At 68.0% G+C, this 15,551-nt stretch carries 13 protein-coding genes; 5 read left to right on the top strand and 8 right to left on the bottom strand.

All coding sequences use genetic code 11. From position 1 onward, the window contains the following. The first annotated feature begins 5 nt into the window (after positions 1-5). Positions 6-893, top strand: a complete 888-nt coding sequence (locus ACFFJ7_RS14265) for a transglutaminase family protein (RefSeq protein ID WP_166952156.1) — start codon at positions 6-8, stop codon at positions 891-893. 105 nt (positions 894-998) lie between these two features. Here the strand turns inward: ACFFJ7_RS14265 and ACFFJ7_RS14260 are convergent, their stop codons facing one another. The 3 genes from ACFFJ7_RS14260 to ACFFJ7_RS14250 all read right to left on the bottom strand — a co-directional run bounded on the left by ACFFJ7_RS14260 (position 999) and on the right by ACFFJ7_RS14250 (position 5,467). Then, positions 999-3,353 (bottom strand): 3-hydroxyacyl-CoA dehydrogenase/enoyl-CoA hydratase family protein, encoded by a 2,355-nt coding sequence (locus ACFFJ7_RS14260; protein WP_377593171.1) that lies wholly within the window; start codon positions 3,351-3,353, stop codon positions 999-1,001. Positions 3,354-3,398: 45 nt separating this feature from the next. After that, positions 3,399-4,220, bottom strand: a complete 822-nt coding sequence (locus ACFFJ7_RS14255; RefSeq protein ID WP_377593169.1) for an enoyl-CoA hydratase/isomerase family protein — start codon at positions 4,218-4,220, stop codon at positions 3,399-3,401. A 146-nt stretch (positions 4,221-4,366) separates the two neighbouring features. Continuing rightward, positions 4,367-5,467: an AraC family transcriptional regulator gene (locus ACFFJ7_RS14250; protein WP_377593167.1), complete on the bottom strand. Its 1,101-nt coding sequence runs from the start codon at positions 5,465-5,467 to the stop codon at positions 4,367-4,369. Between the two features lie 596 nt (positions 5,468-6,063). On the opposite strand from ACFFJ7_RS14250, the gene ACFFJ7_RS14245 reads away from it, so the two are divergent. From ACFFJ7_RS14245 to ACFFJ7_RS14235, 3 genes are all read left to right on the top strand, one after another. Continuing rightward, positions 6,064-7,245 (top strand): acetyl-CoA C-acyltransferase family protein, encoded by a 1,182-nt coding sequence (locus tag ACFFJ7_RS14245; RefSeq protein WP_166952162.1) that lies wholly within the window; start codon positions 6,064-6,066, stop codon positions 7,243-7,245. 37 nt (positions 7,246-7,282) lie between these two features. Further along, positions 7,283-8,422, top strand: coding sequence for an acyl-CoA dehydrogenase family protein (locus tag ACFFJ7_RS14240; protein ID WP_246225276.1), 1,140 nt, complete (start codon positions 7,283-7,285; stop codon positions 8,420-8,422). A gap of 165 nt (positions 8,423-8,587) precedes the next feature. Beyond that, complete coding sequence (locus ACFFJ7_RS14235; RefSeq protein WP_377593164.1) at positions 8,588-10,180, top strand: acyl-CoA synthetase; 1,593 nt, start codon at positions 8,588-8,590, stop codon at positions 10,178-10,180. A 70-nt stretch (positions 10,181-10,250) separates the two neighbouring features. On the opposite strand, the gene ACFFJ7_RS14230 is transcribed toward ACFFJ7_RS14235, so the two are convergent. The 5 genes from ACFFJ7_RS14230 to ACFFJ7_RS14210 all read right to left on the bottom strand — a co-directional run bounded on the left by ACFFJ7_RS14230 (position 10,251) and on the right by ACFFJ7_RS14210 (position 15,046). Beyond that, complete coding sequence (locus ACFFJ7_RS14230; protein ID WP_377593162.1) at positions 10,251-11,282, bottom strand: LLM class flavin-dependent oxidoreductase; 1,032 nt, start codon at positions 11,280-11,282, stop codon at positions 10,251-10,253. Positions 11,283-11,319: 37 nt separating this feature from the next. Beyond that, complete coding sequence (locus tag ACFFJ7_RS14225; protein ID WP_377593386.1) at positions 11,320-12,159, bottom strand: PhzF family protein; 840 nt, start codon at positions 12,157-12,159, stop codon at positions 11,320-11,322. Between the two features lie 95 nt (positions 12,160-12,254). Beyond that, on the bottom strand, positions 12,255-13,877 hold the full coding sequence (locus tag ACFFJ7_RS14220; protein WP_377593160.1) for a copper resistance CopC/CopD family protein: 1,623 nt from the start codon (positions 13,875-13,877) through the stop codon (positions 12,255-12,257). A gap of 88 nt (positions 13,878-13,965) precedes the next feature. Further along, positions 13,966-14,487, bottom strand: a complete 522-nt coding sequence (locus ACFFJ7_RS14215; RefSeq protein ID WP_377593384.1) for a YcnI family copper-binding membrane protein — start codon at positions 14,485-14,487, stop codon at positions 13,966-13,968. A gap of 172 nt (positions 14,488-14,659) precedes the next feature. Further along, a complete protein-coding gene (locus ACFFJ7_RS14210; protein ID WP_377593158.1) occupies positions 14,660-15,046 on the bottom strand; it encodes a DUF2946 family protein in 387 nt (128 codons plus the stop codon). A 187-nt stretch (positions 15,047-15,233) separates the two neighbouring features. Here ACFFJ7_RS14210 and ACFFJ7_RS14205 point away from each other — a divergent pair, with 187 nt between their 5' ends. After that, positions 15,234-15,548, top strand: coding sequence for a hypothetical protein (locus ACFFJ7_RS14205; RefSeq protein ID WP_377593156.1), 315 nt, complete (start codon positions 15,234-15,236; stop codon positions 15,546-15,548). Positions 15,549-15,551: the final 3 nt, after the last annotated feature.

Raw genomic sequence — 15,551 nt, 5'->3', positions numbered from 1 at the left:
GACCGATGCACTACGACATACGCCTCGTGATCGGCTACGACTACTCCCGCCCGGTCGAGGCGGGCCGGCATGTGCTGTGCCTGACGCCGCCGGGAGGCGCAGCCGGGCAATCCGTCGGCGCTTGTCGGCTCACCGTCGTCCCGCGCCCGGACGAATGGCTGAACCGGCAGGATTTCTTCGGCAACGACATGGTGGAGATCGCCTTCCGCGACGCCGTCAGCCACATGCGGTTCGAGATGGATGCCCGGGTGGAACGCCTGCCCGCGCCCTCGCCGCCCGGTGCGCCGGCCGCGCTGGCGGATATCGCGGGCGAGTTATCGGCCGTCCGCGATCTCGGGCCGCTGTCGCCGCACCATTTCATCGCGCCCTCCGCCCGCGCCGCACCGGACGAAGCCATCGCCGCCTTCGCGCGCGACGTGACCGGCCATTGCGCCAGCGCCAGCGCCGCCGTGATCGCGCTGGGCGAGGCGCTGCACCGGACCATGGCCTACGATCCGGAGGCGACTGCCGTCGACACGCCGGCCGCGGGCGCCTTTGCCCTGCGCCGAGGGGTGTGCCAGGATTTCTCCCACATCATGATCATCGCCCTGCGGTCGCTCGGCATTCCGGCGGGCTACGTTTCGGGCTTCCTGCGCACCAACCCGCCGCCGGGCCAGCCGCGCCTGGAAGGGGCGGACGCCATGCACGCCTGGGTGCGCGCATGGTGCGGGCGGGAGGCGGGGTTCGTGGAATACGACCCCACCAACGCCACGTCCGCCGGCGAGGACCACATAACCGTTGCCGTAGGACGCGACTATGCGGATGTCGCACCCGTGCGCGGCGTCATGCGCAGCGCGGGCTGGCAGGTGACGCGCCAGTCTGTCGACGTCCGTCCGGTGACGGACATCGACTGATACCGAAGCTGCCGGTCGTCGACCGCTCGCGTGCTGGTTTTGCCAGGACACCCCGGGCGCCTCACCGCCCCTTGATGAGCCGGGCTCACGGTAGGCGTGTCATCGTCAATTCCGCAAATGCTTTCCGGTGGCGAGCACGTGCCGGATGCGCTCCCGCGCCGCCGGTTTCGCGGCGAGGTCCAGCAGGGCCTCAAGCTCACGCCGCATCTGGGTTTCCTCGGTTTGCGCGCTGCCGAGAAGCGCGTCGGCGCCGCCGGTCAGCACCCGCGCCAGCGCCTCGGCGATGGTGAAATCGGTCTGCGTGAAGACATTGCCGTCGCGCTTCTCGCCGGCGGCTTCGACAAGGCGGTCATAGCCCGCCTTGCCCGCGCTTTCGATTGCCGCCCTCTCCGGCGCGCGATAGCCCGCCTCGCGCAGTTCCGCCGCGCGGCGCATGGCTGCCGCGAGCAGCAGGTCGCGGTTCATCACGATCCCGTCGCCGGCCCGCAGCAGGCCGAGCGAGAAGGCATGGCGCGCGGATTGCGACGTTTCCGCGCCCGTCACGATGTCGAAGGCCCGCCGCGCCGCCGATACGGCGTCGCCAGCGTGCTCCGCCTGCGCACGCAGGAGCAACTGCGTCGTGCCGCCCCAGGCGGGGATGATGCCCACCCTGAACTCCGGCAGCCCGATGGTGAGTTCCGCATGGGAGACGACCGTATCGGCATGCAGCGTCAGCTCGCACCCGCCACCCAGCGCGAAACCGTGCGTGGCGGCGACCACGGGGAAGGGCGCGTATTTCAGTTGCAGGTAGAGCGACTGCCCGCGCGCGATATAGGCCTCCAGCGCGCGCCAGTCCTGCTCCTCCACCAGCGAGGCGATGAATGCAAGGTCCGCGCCCGCCGAGAAGGCGCGCGGATCGTCATTGCCGATGACGAGAGCGCTGAAATCCCTGCCCCCGCGCGCCAGCGTCTCCTCGATGAGGTCGAACACGCCGGGGGCGAGGCTGTTGAGCTTGGTGTGAATCTCGAAACAGGCGATGCCGTCGCCGAGATCGTGCAGGGAGGCCGCCTCGTTGCCCGCGATCGTGCGGCCCGCAGCCTTCACGCCAGCGAGACGGACGATGCCGGTTGCCGCATCCGCCTGCGCGCGGTAACCTTGCCCGTCCGACAGCAGCGGCGCGCCGGCGGCGTTGAAGAAGCCTTCCGCCTCACGCGCACGCCGCAGCAGCGGGGGAGCGGCGCGCCCTTCCCGCTCCAGACGCGCGACGATTTCCACGAGGCCCGCCTTCTGCGCCAGCGCGAAGGGACCGTCGCGCCATGCGTAGCCGAGCGCGATGGCCGTGTCGACGGCGGCCGTGTCGGCGGCGATCTCCGGGGCACAGGCACTGGTATAGGCTATGAGGTGTGACAGCACGCTCCAGGCATAGCGGCCGAGCTTGCCGTCGTCCGCAACCAGCGCCGCCACATCGCGCCCGCCGCCGGGCAGGCTCTTCGGGTCGCAGGGGTGCTCCGGCCGATAGTCACCGGATGCGGGGTCGAACACCTCGCGCGATCTGTCGGCCGCGAGACGGTAAAAGCCGGCCTTCGCCTTGCGGCCAAACAGCCCCCGCCCGATCAACGTGCGGATGACCTCGCTGGCCGGCAGGTCGAAGGCATGCGCACCGTCCCCCGGCGGCAAGGCCTTCAGCAGGCTGCCCCAGACATGGGGCACGAGATCGATGCCGACGAGATCGAGCAAGCCGAATACGCCGGTTCTCGGCGCGCCCAGCGCCACGGCCACCGCGTCCGCCTCCTCGGGCGTCACGCCGAGCCGCAGCGCCTCCAGCGCGCCGACAGCCATCCAGTAGCAGCCGATGCGGTTGGCGATGAAGCCGGGCGTGTCGTTGCAATCGACCACCGTCTTGCCGAGCACGATCTCGCACGCCTGCCGCGCACGGGCCACGATGGCGGGATCGTTCTCCGCGGTCGAGACCAGTTCGACGAGGCGCATCACGCGCGGCGGGTTGAAGAAGTGCGTGATGACGAAATCCGCGCGAAAACGGTCGCCCGTGCCCTCGACCAGCGCGGCGCGCGGAATGGTCGACGTATTGGAAGAGACGATGGAGCCCGGCTTGCGCACCGCATCGATGCGGGCATAAAGCGCGCGCTTGGCATCCGGATCCTCGATGATGGCCTCGACGATCCAGTCCGCCTCCGCGAGGCGGGCGAGATCGTCCTCCGTATTGCCGGGGCGTACCAGCGCGGCGACGGCGGGGTCCATGAAGCCGCCCGCCCTGAGCTGGCGTTCGATGCCCGCCTGCGCCGGCGCGTGGCGGGAGGCGCCCTCCCCGCCCGGGATGTCGAGGAGATCGACCGGGATGCCCGCGTTGGCGAACTGCGCGGCGATGCCGCCCCCCATCGAGCCCGCGCCGATCACGGCGGCACGGCGGATGCCGGCGCGATCCACGCCGAACACGGAGGGAGATACGATTTGCGTGGCCATGGAAACCTCTCGTGATACCGTCGTCCGCGATGTCGGCGCGGCGCTTCAGCGGCCGTGGAAGACCGGCTTGCGTTTGTCGATGAAGGCGGCGAGCGCCTGCGCGAAATCCTGCGTGCGCGCGCAGGCCGCGAAACTCACGGCCTCGCGGGCGAGTTGGGCGTCATAACCGTTATCGAGCGAGGCACGCAGCAATGCCTTGATATGACCTTGCGCGACGGGCGCGCCACGCGCAAGCCGGGCAGCGAGCTTGCCGGTTTCCTCGTCCAGCGCCTCGCGGGGCACCACGCTGTTGACGAGCCCGAGCGAAAGCGCCTCCTGCGCATCGATGCTCTCTGACAGCAGCGCGATGGAGAGCGCGCGCCGCAGGCCCACGAGGCGCGGCAGCGCCCACGAGCCGCCGCAGTCGGGCGAGGTGCCGATGCGGCCATAGGCGAAATTGAACACGGAATCGTCCGCCGCGATCAACAGGTCGAGATTGAGCGCCAGACTCATGCCCCCGCCCGCGACCGCTCCCTTGAGGCTGCCGAGCACGATCTTCGGTGTGCGGGCGAGGTCGCCCAGCGTGGCGTGGAAGGGTTCGATCAGCGAGAGCGCGGCGCCGGGCTTGTCCTGCGCCGCCTGCAGATAGCCGAGGTCCCCGCCCGCGCTGAAGCTGCGCCCGTCGGCGCGCACCACGATGACGCGCACGTCCTCGTCCCGAAGCGCCAGCGTCACCGCCTCGCGGAAGCCCTGCGCCAGCGCAAGGTCGAAGGCGTTGAGCTGCGCGGGGCGGTTGAACGTGATCCACGCCGCGCCGTCACGCGCTTCGTAGAGCACAGCCGTGTCGCGTTCGCCCGCGCCGTCGGCGGGCGTCTCCCTGGCCGTCATGCGTTTCTCCCGATCCTGCTTTTGTCGCACAGGTTTCGCGCCGGCGCATCGTCACGCGGGCGCCTCACGATTTGCCGCAAGGTAGAACGAAGACGCCGGCCCCGAAAAGGGGATGGCCGAAAATGCCGGTATTTTGGCGAGGAATGTCAGTCGCGCCCCGCCGCCGCCTCGTCCGTCCGCGACGGTTTCACGCCGCGCCTGCGGTAGCTGCCCGGCGGGCTTCCCGTCCAGTTACGGAAAGCGCGGTTGAAGGCGGCAGGGTCGTCGAAGCCGAGCATCGCGCCGATACTGGCGATGGACATGTTCGTGTTGAGGATCTGCGCGATCGCCACATCCCGGCGCAGCGCGTCCTTGACCGCCTGGAAGTGCGTGCCCTCCTCCTCCAGGCGGCGCGCCAACGTGCGGATGGAAAGGTGCAGCCCCTGCGCGGCGCTTTCTATTGTGGCGGCGAAACCGAGCTGCGTCTTCAGGATGTCGCGCACGCGGTGCGTCATGCGCTTCTCGTTGACGGCGACCTGAATCCAGTCCATCGGCGCGTTGCGCAGAAAGGTCGTCAGCGTCGACTTGCTCTGCCGGATCGGCAGGTCCAGATAACCGAGTTCGAGATAGTAAGCCGTGCGCGGATAGTCGAAGAATACCGGCGCAGGATAAATGTTGGCGTATTCGGATGCGTATTCGGGCGCGGGAAAAGCAAACTCCGCCCGGCAGAACGGGATCCGGCGCCCCACGAGCCAGGAGGCCACCCCCTGCAGCAGCATCAGCATCACTTCGTGCACAAGCACGTGATGCGGACCGGGCGGCGCGAGCTGGACGACGGTTATCTTGCCCAGATGATCCTCGCGGCCTAGTTCGAAGCGCAGGTCGTCCAGCATCAGCCGGAAATACTGGCCGAACCGGTAGAGCGCGACACGCAGGTTGTCGGCGTTCAGCAGGTTGAGGCAGAGGAACTTGAACGTGCCGCCATAGAGGGGGCGGGAGAAGAAACCGGGACATTCGTCATCGAGCGCACCGGCGAGAAACCGGTAGAGCTGCCCGAACTGCGCCACGGTGACGCGCGCGCCCTCCTGCCCCAGCAGGTCCGGCGGAAGGCCGACGGTCGCCAGCGCACGCGCCGTATCCACCGATCCGCGCTGAGACGCGCAGGCCAGCATCTCCGTCATGAAGCGGATGGGAATAGTGCGCGTTTCGGCGCCGGGGTCGCGACAGTTCTCGATCATTGCCTGGTCAGCGGGACGTCCGCCGGACATGTAACGTTCCATATGGCGGGAAATGTATATATTTCGGCAAGGTCTGTCATCTGCGATGTCGACACCGCTCGCTAATATGCCGGTCAAAATAACGCTGATATGCGCAGGCATGTCGGGATCGGGGCATCGTGCCCGTCACCACACGGCCTGCATCTGGCAAGCCCTGCATATCCGCTGCACATCATGGCGCCTTCCATGGAACGAGGAGGCGGCAAGGGAGGTTGCATGAAGTCCCCGCACCGATCTGCATCGCATCAAGGGCCTGCTTCAACGTGAATGCCAGTGCGGCTGCACGGGTGAAGCGACGTGCACACGTTGAGACGACGTGCAAATGGGGGCGGCATGCATGCCGCGGCCTAAAGCAATTTCAGCAGGAGCGGACACCGCCTTTGCGTCAGAAGCTTTTTTAAAACAACTATATAGGTCATAATTGCGTTTCAACGGAATGTAGCAGTGGCCTAGAGCGCGTTCCGATCAGATGATTCCATCTGATCAATCAGAATTCGCTCAAAATAAGGAATCTAGAATCTGTCCTGTTTCAACGTAAACAGGAAAGATTCTAGCATCGGCATAACGGAACCAACTGGAGGAAGGATATGACTCGCGAAATCGTCGTCGTCGGCGCGGCCCGTACGGCCATCGGCACATTCGGCGGCAGCCTGAAGGACGTTCCGATGACGCGCCTCGCCACCGAAGTCACGCGCGCGGCGCTGGAGCGTTCGAAAGTGGCGCCCGATCAGGTCGGACACGTCGTGTTCGGCAACGTCATCCCGACCGAGCCCAACGACGCCTACCTCGCCCGCGTGGCGGCGCTCGACGCCGGCCTGCCGAAGGAGGTTCCGGCCTTCAACGTCAACCGCCTCTGCGGCTCCGGGCTGCAGGCCATCGTTTCCGCCGCGCAGGCCATCCGGCTCGGCGATGCCGATATTGCCATCGGCGGCGGCGCGGAATCGATGAGCCGCGGCCCCTACTTCGCCCTCGACGTCCGCTGGGGCACGAAAATGGGCGATAGCCGCAGCATCGACTACATGCTCGGCATCCTGCACGATCCCTGGCACAAGATCCACATGGGCATCACCGCCGAGAACGTCGCGGAACGTTTTCATGTCACCCGGCAGGACCAGGATGCGCTGGCCGCCGAAAGCCACCGGCGCGCGGCCCGGGCCATCGAGTCCGGTTACTTCCGCGAGCAGATCGTGCCGGTCGAGATCGCCACGCGCAAGGGCGTCACGGTGTTCGATACGGACGAGCACGTGCGCGCTGACACGACCGCCGACAGCCTCGCCGGCCTGCGGCCGGTGTTCCGGAAGGACGGCACGGTGACGGCCGGCAATTCCTCCGGCATCAACGATGCGGCGGCAGCCGTGGTGCTGGCCGAGGCCGGCCGCGCCGAGCGCGACGGTCTCGAACCGCTCGCCCGCCTCGTCGGCTATGCGCATGCGGGCGTCGAGCCGGAGCTGATGGGCATCGGCCCCATCCCCGCCACCCGCAAGGTGCTGGAGCGGACGGGCCTCACGGTCGACGACCTCGACGTGATCGAATCGAACGAGGCTTTCGCCGCCCAGGCCTGCGCGGTGGCGCGGGAACTCGGCTTCGACCCCGCCAGGGTCAACCCCAACGGCTCCGGCATCTCGCTCGGCCATCCGGTGGGCGCGACGGGCGCCATCATCACCACCAAGGCCATCTATGAGTTGCAGCGCATCAAGGGCCGCTACGCGCTGGTGACCATGTGCATTGGCGGCGGGCAGGGCATCGCCGCCATTTTCGAGCGGCTGTGACCGGATTGCGGCTTCGGATGACATGCAGGAAATGCCGATGACACGCAAACCGGACTGGTGGAACGAGGAACTTGCCCTCCTTCAGGAAAGCGTCATCCGCTTCCTGACGGCGGAGTACCTGCCGCATCAGGAAGAATGGGAGAAGGCGGGCATCGTGCCGCGCGTCTTCTGGGAAAAGGCGGCGCAGGCCGGCATCCTCGGCTCCTCCCTGCCGGAGGAGTACGGCGGCAGCGGCGGGACGATATTCCACGACACCGTCATCTTCGATGCGCTGGGCCGGCTGGGCATCACGGGCTTCGGCCTGCATGTCCACCTGATCGCCGCCCATTACGTGCTGGCCTACGGTTCGTCCGAACAAAAGGCCCGCTGGCTGCCGAAGCTGGCGACGGGCGAGTTCATCGGCGCCATCGCCATGACGGAACCCGGCACCGGATCGGACCTGAAGGCAATCAGGACGAGGGCCGTGCCCGATGGCGGCGACTACGTTGTCTCCGGCTCGAAAATCTTCATCTCCAACGGCATCAACGCGAATTTCATCGTCACCGTGGTGCGGACGGGCGACGACGGCGCGCGCGGCGTGTCGTTGCTCGGCGTGGAGACGGAGGGTCTCGCCGGCTTCCGGCGCGGGCGCAATCTGGACAAGGTCGGCCAGAAGGCGCAGGACACGGCGGAACTGTTCTACGAGGATTGCCGTGTCCCCCGCCACGACCTCCTCGGCCCGCAGGAGGGCGCGGGCTTCGCCCAGTTGATGGCGCAACTGCCGTATGAGCGCCTGATGCTCGCCATCGGCGCCATCGGCACGATCGATTACGCCATCGAGCTGACGAAGGCCTATACGGCGGAGCGCGAGGCCTTCGGCCGGCCTGTGCGCGCCTTCCAGAACACGGCCTTCCGGCTGGCGGAATGCGCGACGGAGGCCGCCATCGGCCGCGTCTTCGTCGAAGACTGCGTGGCCCGTTTCGCCGATGGCGGGCTCGATGTCACCACCGCCGCCATGGCGAAATGGTGGACCACCGAGAAACAGTGCGCCATCGTGGACACCTGCCTGCAGCTCTTCGGCGGCTACGGCTACATGCTGGAATACCCGATCGCCCGCCTCTACGCGGACAGCCGCGTGCAACGCATTTACGGCGGCACGACGGAAATCATGAAAGAACTGATTTCGCGCAACATCTGAAATCGCAAGTCTCCGGACACAAAGGCGAGGTGCCGCGCGCTGTGGCGGCATGGACGGCCTGCAGCAATACCGCCGAACATGTCCGGCACCTTCGATCATATCGGCTTGAACAAGGAAGCCCCGGGCCGGATGGCGCGGGATAACCACGACAGGGAGACGCCAACCATGTGTGCAGCATTGTCGCCCGTGCGGGACATCGGTGATCGCGCACGACGCAACACCATTTCCGACGCATTCCAGCGTGCGGCGGGCCGCTATCCGGAACGGACCGCGCTCATTTTCGGCGACCGGCAATGGAGCTTTGCCGGGCTGGACCGGGCGATCGACCGGGTGGCGACGCGGCTTCTCGCGGCAGGCCTGGAAACCGGCGACCGTGTCGCCGCTTATGGCCGCAACTCCGATGCCTTCCTTATCCTGTGGCTGGCGTGTGCCCGCGCGGGTCTGGTCCATGTGCCGATCAACTACGCGCTGGTCGGGCGGGAACTGCACTACATCGTCCATCAATCGGGCGCGCGCGCCCTTTTCGTCGATCCCGCCCTGGCGGATAAGGCCCGCGAGGCCGTCGCCGACATCGTCGGACTGTCCGTCATCGGCTCGTTGTCCGGCGGCGACGATTTCGACATCGTCACAACCGCACTCGACGAGAACGTCGCGATCGCGTCCGATATCGGTGCCTCCAACGACGACACGGATGTAGTACAACTCCTTTACACATCCGGCACGACAGCCGCCCCCAAGGGCGCGATGATGACCCATCGCTCGCTGCTGTCCGAATACGAAAGCTGCATCATCGAACTCGGTTTCCGGGCGGCGGACCGCGCGCTCGCGGCGCTGCCGCTGTACCATTCCGCGCAGATGCACGTCTTCACCATGCCGCAGCTGCTGGTCGGCGCGACCACCGTACTGATCGAGGCGCCGAAGCCGGAGATTTGCCTGCAGCTCATCGAGGAACAGCGCATCACCTCGTTCTTCGCGCCGCCGACGGTGTGGATCAGCCTGCTGCGCGCGCCGGACTTCGACAAGCGGGACCTGTCGTCGCTGAAGCAGGTTTTCTACGGCGCATCGATCATGCCGGTGCCCGTGCTGCACGAGCTGCGCGAGCGCCTGCCCGGCACTCAGACCTTCAACTGCTACGGCCAGAGCGAGATCGGCCCGCTCGCGACCGTGCTGCGTCCGGAGGAGCACGACGCACGCCCGGCCTCCGCCGGACGGCCGATCTACAACGTGCAGACCCGCATCGTCGACACCGACATGAACGACGTGCCGCCCGGCGTGTCCGGCGAGATCGTGCACCGCTCGCCACAGCTGCTGGTCGGCTACTGGGGCAAGCCGGAGGAAACGAAGGAAGCCTTCGAGGGCGGCTGGTTTCACTCCGGCGACGTGGGCATCCGCGACGAGGAAGGCTACATCACGGTCGTCGACCGGGTGAAGGACATCATCAAGACCGGCGGCACCATCGTGGCGAGCCGCGAGGTCGAGGAAGCCCTGTTCACCCATCCGGCCGTGCTGGAGGTCGCCGTCGTCGGCCTCCCCGACCCCAAGTGGATCGAGGCGGTAACGGCGCTCGTCGTGCTGCGCCAGGGCGCCCAGACGACGGAGGAGGACCTCATCGCCCATGTGCGGCCGCTGCTCGCGCCGTTCAAGCTGCCGAAGCGCGTCATCTTCCTGCCCGAGTTGCCCCGAAACACGGCGGGCAAGATTCTCAAGCGTGATCTGCGCAAGACGTTCCAGGATATGCTGGAGGGCGGCACACCCTGACGCCGCCACGTCGGGCCCGGGCGCCTCCGGGAGACGGATAGGTCGCCAGTGGTGACGGACGAACCCGGCCTCACGCGGCGTGAGGCCGCCATCCGATGGCGGGGGCGACATGCTCGGCAATCGTCCGCAGCAGCTTGGCATTGTAGTCGACGCCGAGCTGGTTCGGCACGGTCAGCAGGAGCGTGTCGGCCGCCATCACGGCCTCGTCCCGCGCGAGTTCGCGGGCAACCGCGTCCGGCGCTCCGATGTAGCTCTTGCCGAAGCGGCTGAGATAGCCATCGATGTAGCCGACCTGATCCTGCGTGTCCCGGCCGCTGCCATCGCCGAAGTAGAGCCGGTCGGTGTCGTCGATGATGGGCAGCACCGAGCGCGACACCGAGACCTTCGGCTCCCGCCCCCAGCCCGCTGCCGCGAAGGATTCACGGTAGAGCCTGATCTGCTCGGCCTGCAGCTGGCTGAACGGCACGCCGGTGTCCTCCGTCAGCAGGGTGGAACTCATCAGGTTCATGCCCTTCTCCGCCGCCCAGACGGCGGACTGGCGCGTGCCTGCGCCCCACCAGATGCGCTCCCGCAGGCCCGGCGACTGGGGCTGGATGGCGAGCTTGCCGCTGCCGCCGGTCATCTTCGGGTCCGCCGGCACGACGCCCGCACCGGAAAGCGCATGCAGGAAAGTGTCGGTTTTCACCCGCGCCATGTCGGCGCTGCGCGAATCGTCGCTCGACGCATAGCCGAAGGCTTCCCAGCCCCTGAGCGCCGGTTCCGGCGAGCCGCGGCTGATGCCCAGCTGCAGCCGGCCGGAGCCGATGAGGTCCGCAATCGCCGCCTCCTCCGCCATGTAGAGCGGATTTTCATAGCGCATGTCGACCACGGCGGTGCCGAACTCGATACGGCTGGTGCGCGCGGCGATGGCGGCCAGCAGCGGAAACGGCGAGGCGAGCTGCCGGGCGAAATGGTGCACGCGCACGAACGCGCCGTCGATGCCGATCTCCTCGGCGGCCACGGCAAGCTCGATCGTCTGCAGCAGGGCGTCCTGCCCCGTCAGTGTCTGCGATCCCCTGGCATTCTGCCAGTGTCCGAAGGATAAAAAGCCGATCTTCTTCATGATGCGTCTCCGTGTCCGGCCCGAAAAGCCGCTCCGCTCACAGTACGACAGTACCCCTGATGCAGGGCGCGACGTGGCCGCCGATCCAGATATCCGCGCCGTCCTGCGCGACATGCACGCGCCCCTGCCGGCCGAGCGCCGTGCCCTGGCTCGCGACGTAGCGCGCGGGCGCGATGCCGGCGCCAATCAGCCATTGCGCGAGACCCGCGTTCAGGCTGCCGGTGACGGGGTCCTCGACCGCCGGCGGGTAAAAGGCGCGTACCTCGTATTGCGCGTCGTCGCCGTCGCGCGCCGGGTCCCATGGCCCGGCGATCCCGATCTTGAGATCGTCGAGGGCGGCATAGTCGGGCGTGACGGCGAGCACCTGCGCGCGCGAACGCAGCAGCAGCCCCAGCCAGCCCGGCCCGTTGTCAACCCAGTTGCTGGCTGCGACCGCCGCCGGCGGCAAACGCAGCGCGGCAACGGCGTGCGCGACGACATCCGCGGCGACCGCGCCCGAGCGCCGCAGGGGCGGCGCGGCGAAGAACAGCCTGTCGTCTTCCCGTCTGATGCGCACCGGCCCCACCGCGCATTCCTGCACGATCTCCCGATCGCCCTTCGGTACGCCGCCGGATGCCAGCCAGACATGGCAGGAGCCCAGCGTGGGATGCCCCGCGAACGGCAGCTCGCCCCGCGGCGTGAAGATGCGGACGCGATAGTCCGCCCGTTCATCCTCGGGCCGCAGCAGAAAGGTCGTCTCGCTGAGATTGGTCCAGTTCGCGAAGGCCGCCATCTGCCGCTCGGACAGCCCGTCCGCGCCGACGACAACCGCCAGCGGGTTGCCCGCCATCGGCTGCGTGGTGAAAACATCGACCTGATGGAAGGAAAACTCGCTCATCACACGACCCTGACTCATGATTCGTCGCCACAGCATATACCAGAGCATACGCAAGCGCCGCCGGCGGCGGATCACGAAATCGGATGCAGCCGGCCTCAGGGCCGGATCGCAATGTTGTCCTCGACCTTCACCAGTTCGAAATCGGAGATGAGGATGTCGACGCGCACGGTCCATTGGCCCGCAACAGGCAGGTTGAGACCCTCGACTTGCCAGACGCCCTCGCTGTCACGGGTTGCCGGCCGCCTGATCTGCTCGATGCCGGCGGCGGGGTTCGACAACACGAGCGTGACGCCTGCGGGATCGAGCGGGCCGAAGTCTCCCGTCATGACGGCGATGGAAGCGCGCACGGGGCCGGCGCGGCCCGGCGCGATCGCGACATCCGCCATGGCCTTGTCCGCGTGGAGATGGACCGAGGCTGGCGCGGCGGCGGCCTCGGCGAGGGCGCGCGGCGGCGGCGTGAAGCGCCACAGGGCCGCCACGGCGAAGATCGCCAGCACGAGCGCGAGTTCGGCGTATATCGAGCGGCGCAGGCGCGCCGTCGCCCTGCCGTCGCCATGCGCGGCCGGGGTGGTGAGCCGGAAGCGGTTGACGGCCGCCAGCAGGAAGAGGGCAGCCAGCAGCCCGAGCTTGATCAGCAGCACTTTGCCGTAGGCCGTGGTCCACAGGGCCTCCGGAGTTCGCAGCTGGACGGCGGCGAGCAGCGCGCCCGCCACGACGAGCGGCAGCACGGCAACGGGAATGGCGCGGGAGAAGCGGCGCAGCGCGGCGCTGCCCTCGCCCTGCATCGGCGAGGCCAGCGCGGCGCCCAGCGGCACGAGCGCCCCCGCCCAGAAGGCGATGCCGACGGCGTGCAGGAAGACGGCAGGACGGGTCAGCCATTGGGGATGAGCGGCGCTGGCGTGGCCACTGGCGGCGAGCGCCAGACCGGCGACGACGAGCGCGGTAACGGACAGCCCCTTGCCGGCCGCGCCCCGGTCGACGCCGGCCATGGCAGCGAGAACGAGCGCCGCGAGGGCGACGAACGCCGTCTTGCCGTAGCTTGTCGAGAAGCCCGTTGCCCAGACAACCGGGCTGGCGAGGTCCGCCAGCGGGACACCGAGCGCATCGAGCCCCTGAAAACCGACGGAGAGGGGCACGGCGGCAAGGCCGGCGAAGACGCTCCACAGCGCCACCCGGTGGGTGCCGTCGCCGATCCAGCGGCCGAAGAAGACTCCTCCGATGCCGATGAACAGGCCGACATAGAGCGCGACTTTCGCTGCCCATACAGCGGCGCGCACCTGCCAGTCGGCGGCGTCGCCGGGCACGGGAGCCGCCGAGGTGCCGGGCGCGCCGATCGAGAATACCGCCGAACCGCCGACCGGATGGCCGTCCTCGGACACGATCCGCCAGCTCAGGACATAGGTGCCGTGGCCGAGATCGGCGGGGGCGTCGATATCGAGCGTGGCATCCCGCAGCGTGAAACGGTCGAGGACGGCGCCGGTGCCGTCGGGCCGGATAAGCTTCAACACCAGCGGCGACGTGGGCTCGCTGAAGGTCAGCCTGAAAGCCTTCGGCGCCTCCGCCATGACCGCGCCGTCCGCCGGCTCGACGCGCACCAGCGAGGCATGGGCCCGGGCATGGCCCATGGACGCAAGCTGCGCCCCGGCGATGCACAGCACCGACAGGACGAGCAGCATGAGCCGCCGCCCGGCGGCTCCGGTTCTGCCGTTTCCGTTCATTCGAGCCTCCGTCAGAAGTCGTTGCGAAACCGCGCGAGGGAGCGGGATGGCGCCTCCGAAGAAACGCCCCCGCCCCCTTACGGCGGCGCTACTTCTTCTGGATGAGTTTCAGGCCGGGCGCCGGCTGCTCGTAGTCGTCGGCGCCCTTGCCCTCGGCGGGAATCTCGATCCAGCGCTCGGCGGCGCCGTCCGGGCATTCCTGCACGACAGGGAAATAGAGTGTCGCGTCGGGCTTGAGGTCGCCGGTCAGGTAAGCACGCAGGACGAATTCGTCGTACTCGTCATCGGGCAGGCTGCCGCCGCTCCAGACGACCTCCTTCACGCCCTCGCGCGTGGGAGTGCCGTAATAGTCGTAGGTCTTCGCGTACTCGCCCCTGACCTTCTCGACCGTCCAGCCGGCCTTCGGCTGCGGCTTGACGGCGATGACGCCTTCGGGGATCCGCACCCGCACTTTGGTCGTCGGCTTGCCCTCGCAACCGTGCCCGACGCGGAACACGGCCTTGTAGGTCGACTGCACCGGGGCCTGCTGGTTTTCGAGCGTGATGTGGGCCGAGGCCGCCGTTGCGCCGGTGGCAAGCAAGGCGATGGCCGGGATGATGGATTTCAGGATGTTCATGGCAGTTTCCTGGATTTCTGGATCGAGGACGCAATCGTCCCCTGGCGCACGCTCCGCCCGCATGGATGGGCGGTGCCGTTATCGCGGAAAAGGAAGTCAGCCGCGCCCGCGCGGCACCGCCCGGCGAAGGGGCGAATGTGCTGCGGCGAGGCGGCGCGATCCGGGATCAGGCGGACGCGGGTGGCGCGCGCGGATTGCCGGGACTGCCCTCCCGGCCGGATGCGGGAATACGGATGTGGGAACGGAAGAATGCCGCCGCGCCGGGCCTCTCCCGGATAATCGCGCCGGCGGCTCCCTCGCGTGGCGGCAGCGCCGCCGCGAGCAGGCCGCAACCCCACTGGCAGCAGTTGGCCGCCTTGTGGACGTCCGGCGAACCGTCGTCGTCCGCCGCAGCCTGCACGGCGCCATGGGCGGTGCAGATGACGGGATCGAAGGCATCCGGCCCGGCAGGCGCGGCCAGGACGCCGGTGGCATAGGCACTCAGAAGCGACTGGAAGACGACCAGATAGGCCGCGACCAGCGCAACCCACGATCCCCGTTCTCGTCGTTTCAAGCCCACGCAGAATCCGCCTTTTTTGCGACAGGTTTTTTCTATCATTTTTGTAACAATGAGCAAAGCCGGAATCCGGATGCCGGAAGCGTTGCGGCATTTGCGTCCTTGTTGGCGTGGCCGGCGGGCGATACGCTGGCGGCAGCCGGACCGAAAACCTTCGCCGCCGCGGCAACAAGGACACAGACGCATGCTTCCCGACCTCTCGCCCTTCATGGCGCTGCGCCGGCATCTCGCCATCGCCCACCACGTGCCGGGGCGGATCAGGGTGAAGCTCGCCGCCGCCGCGCTCGCGCGCCTGCCGGACGTCGATCCGGAACCGTTCATCGCGCTGACGAAACGGATTCAGGGCGTGAATGCGATACGGGTCAACGTCGCGGCGCTTTCCGTTGTCATAGAATACGACGTCCGGCAGATCGCCGCTCCCGTCTGGGAGCGGTTGCTGGCGGGCGACACCGCCGAAATCGAAGCTATCCTCAGGGATCATATCGGGCGAACGGCCTGAGCC

Origin of the sequence: Pseudochelatococcus lubricantis, assembly GCF_042432495.1 — a bacterium.
Taxonomy (GTDB): Bacteria; Pseudomonadota; Alphaproteobacteria; order Rhizobiales; family Beijerinckiaceae; genus Pseudochelatococcus; species Pseudochelatococcus lubricantis.
The sequence above is the reverse complement of the archived record's forward strand: the minus strand, read 5'-3'. Positions and strand labels throughout refer to the sequence as shown.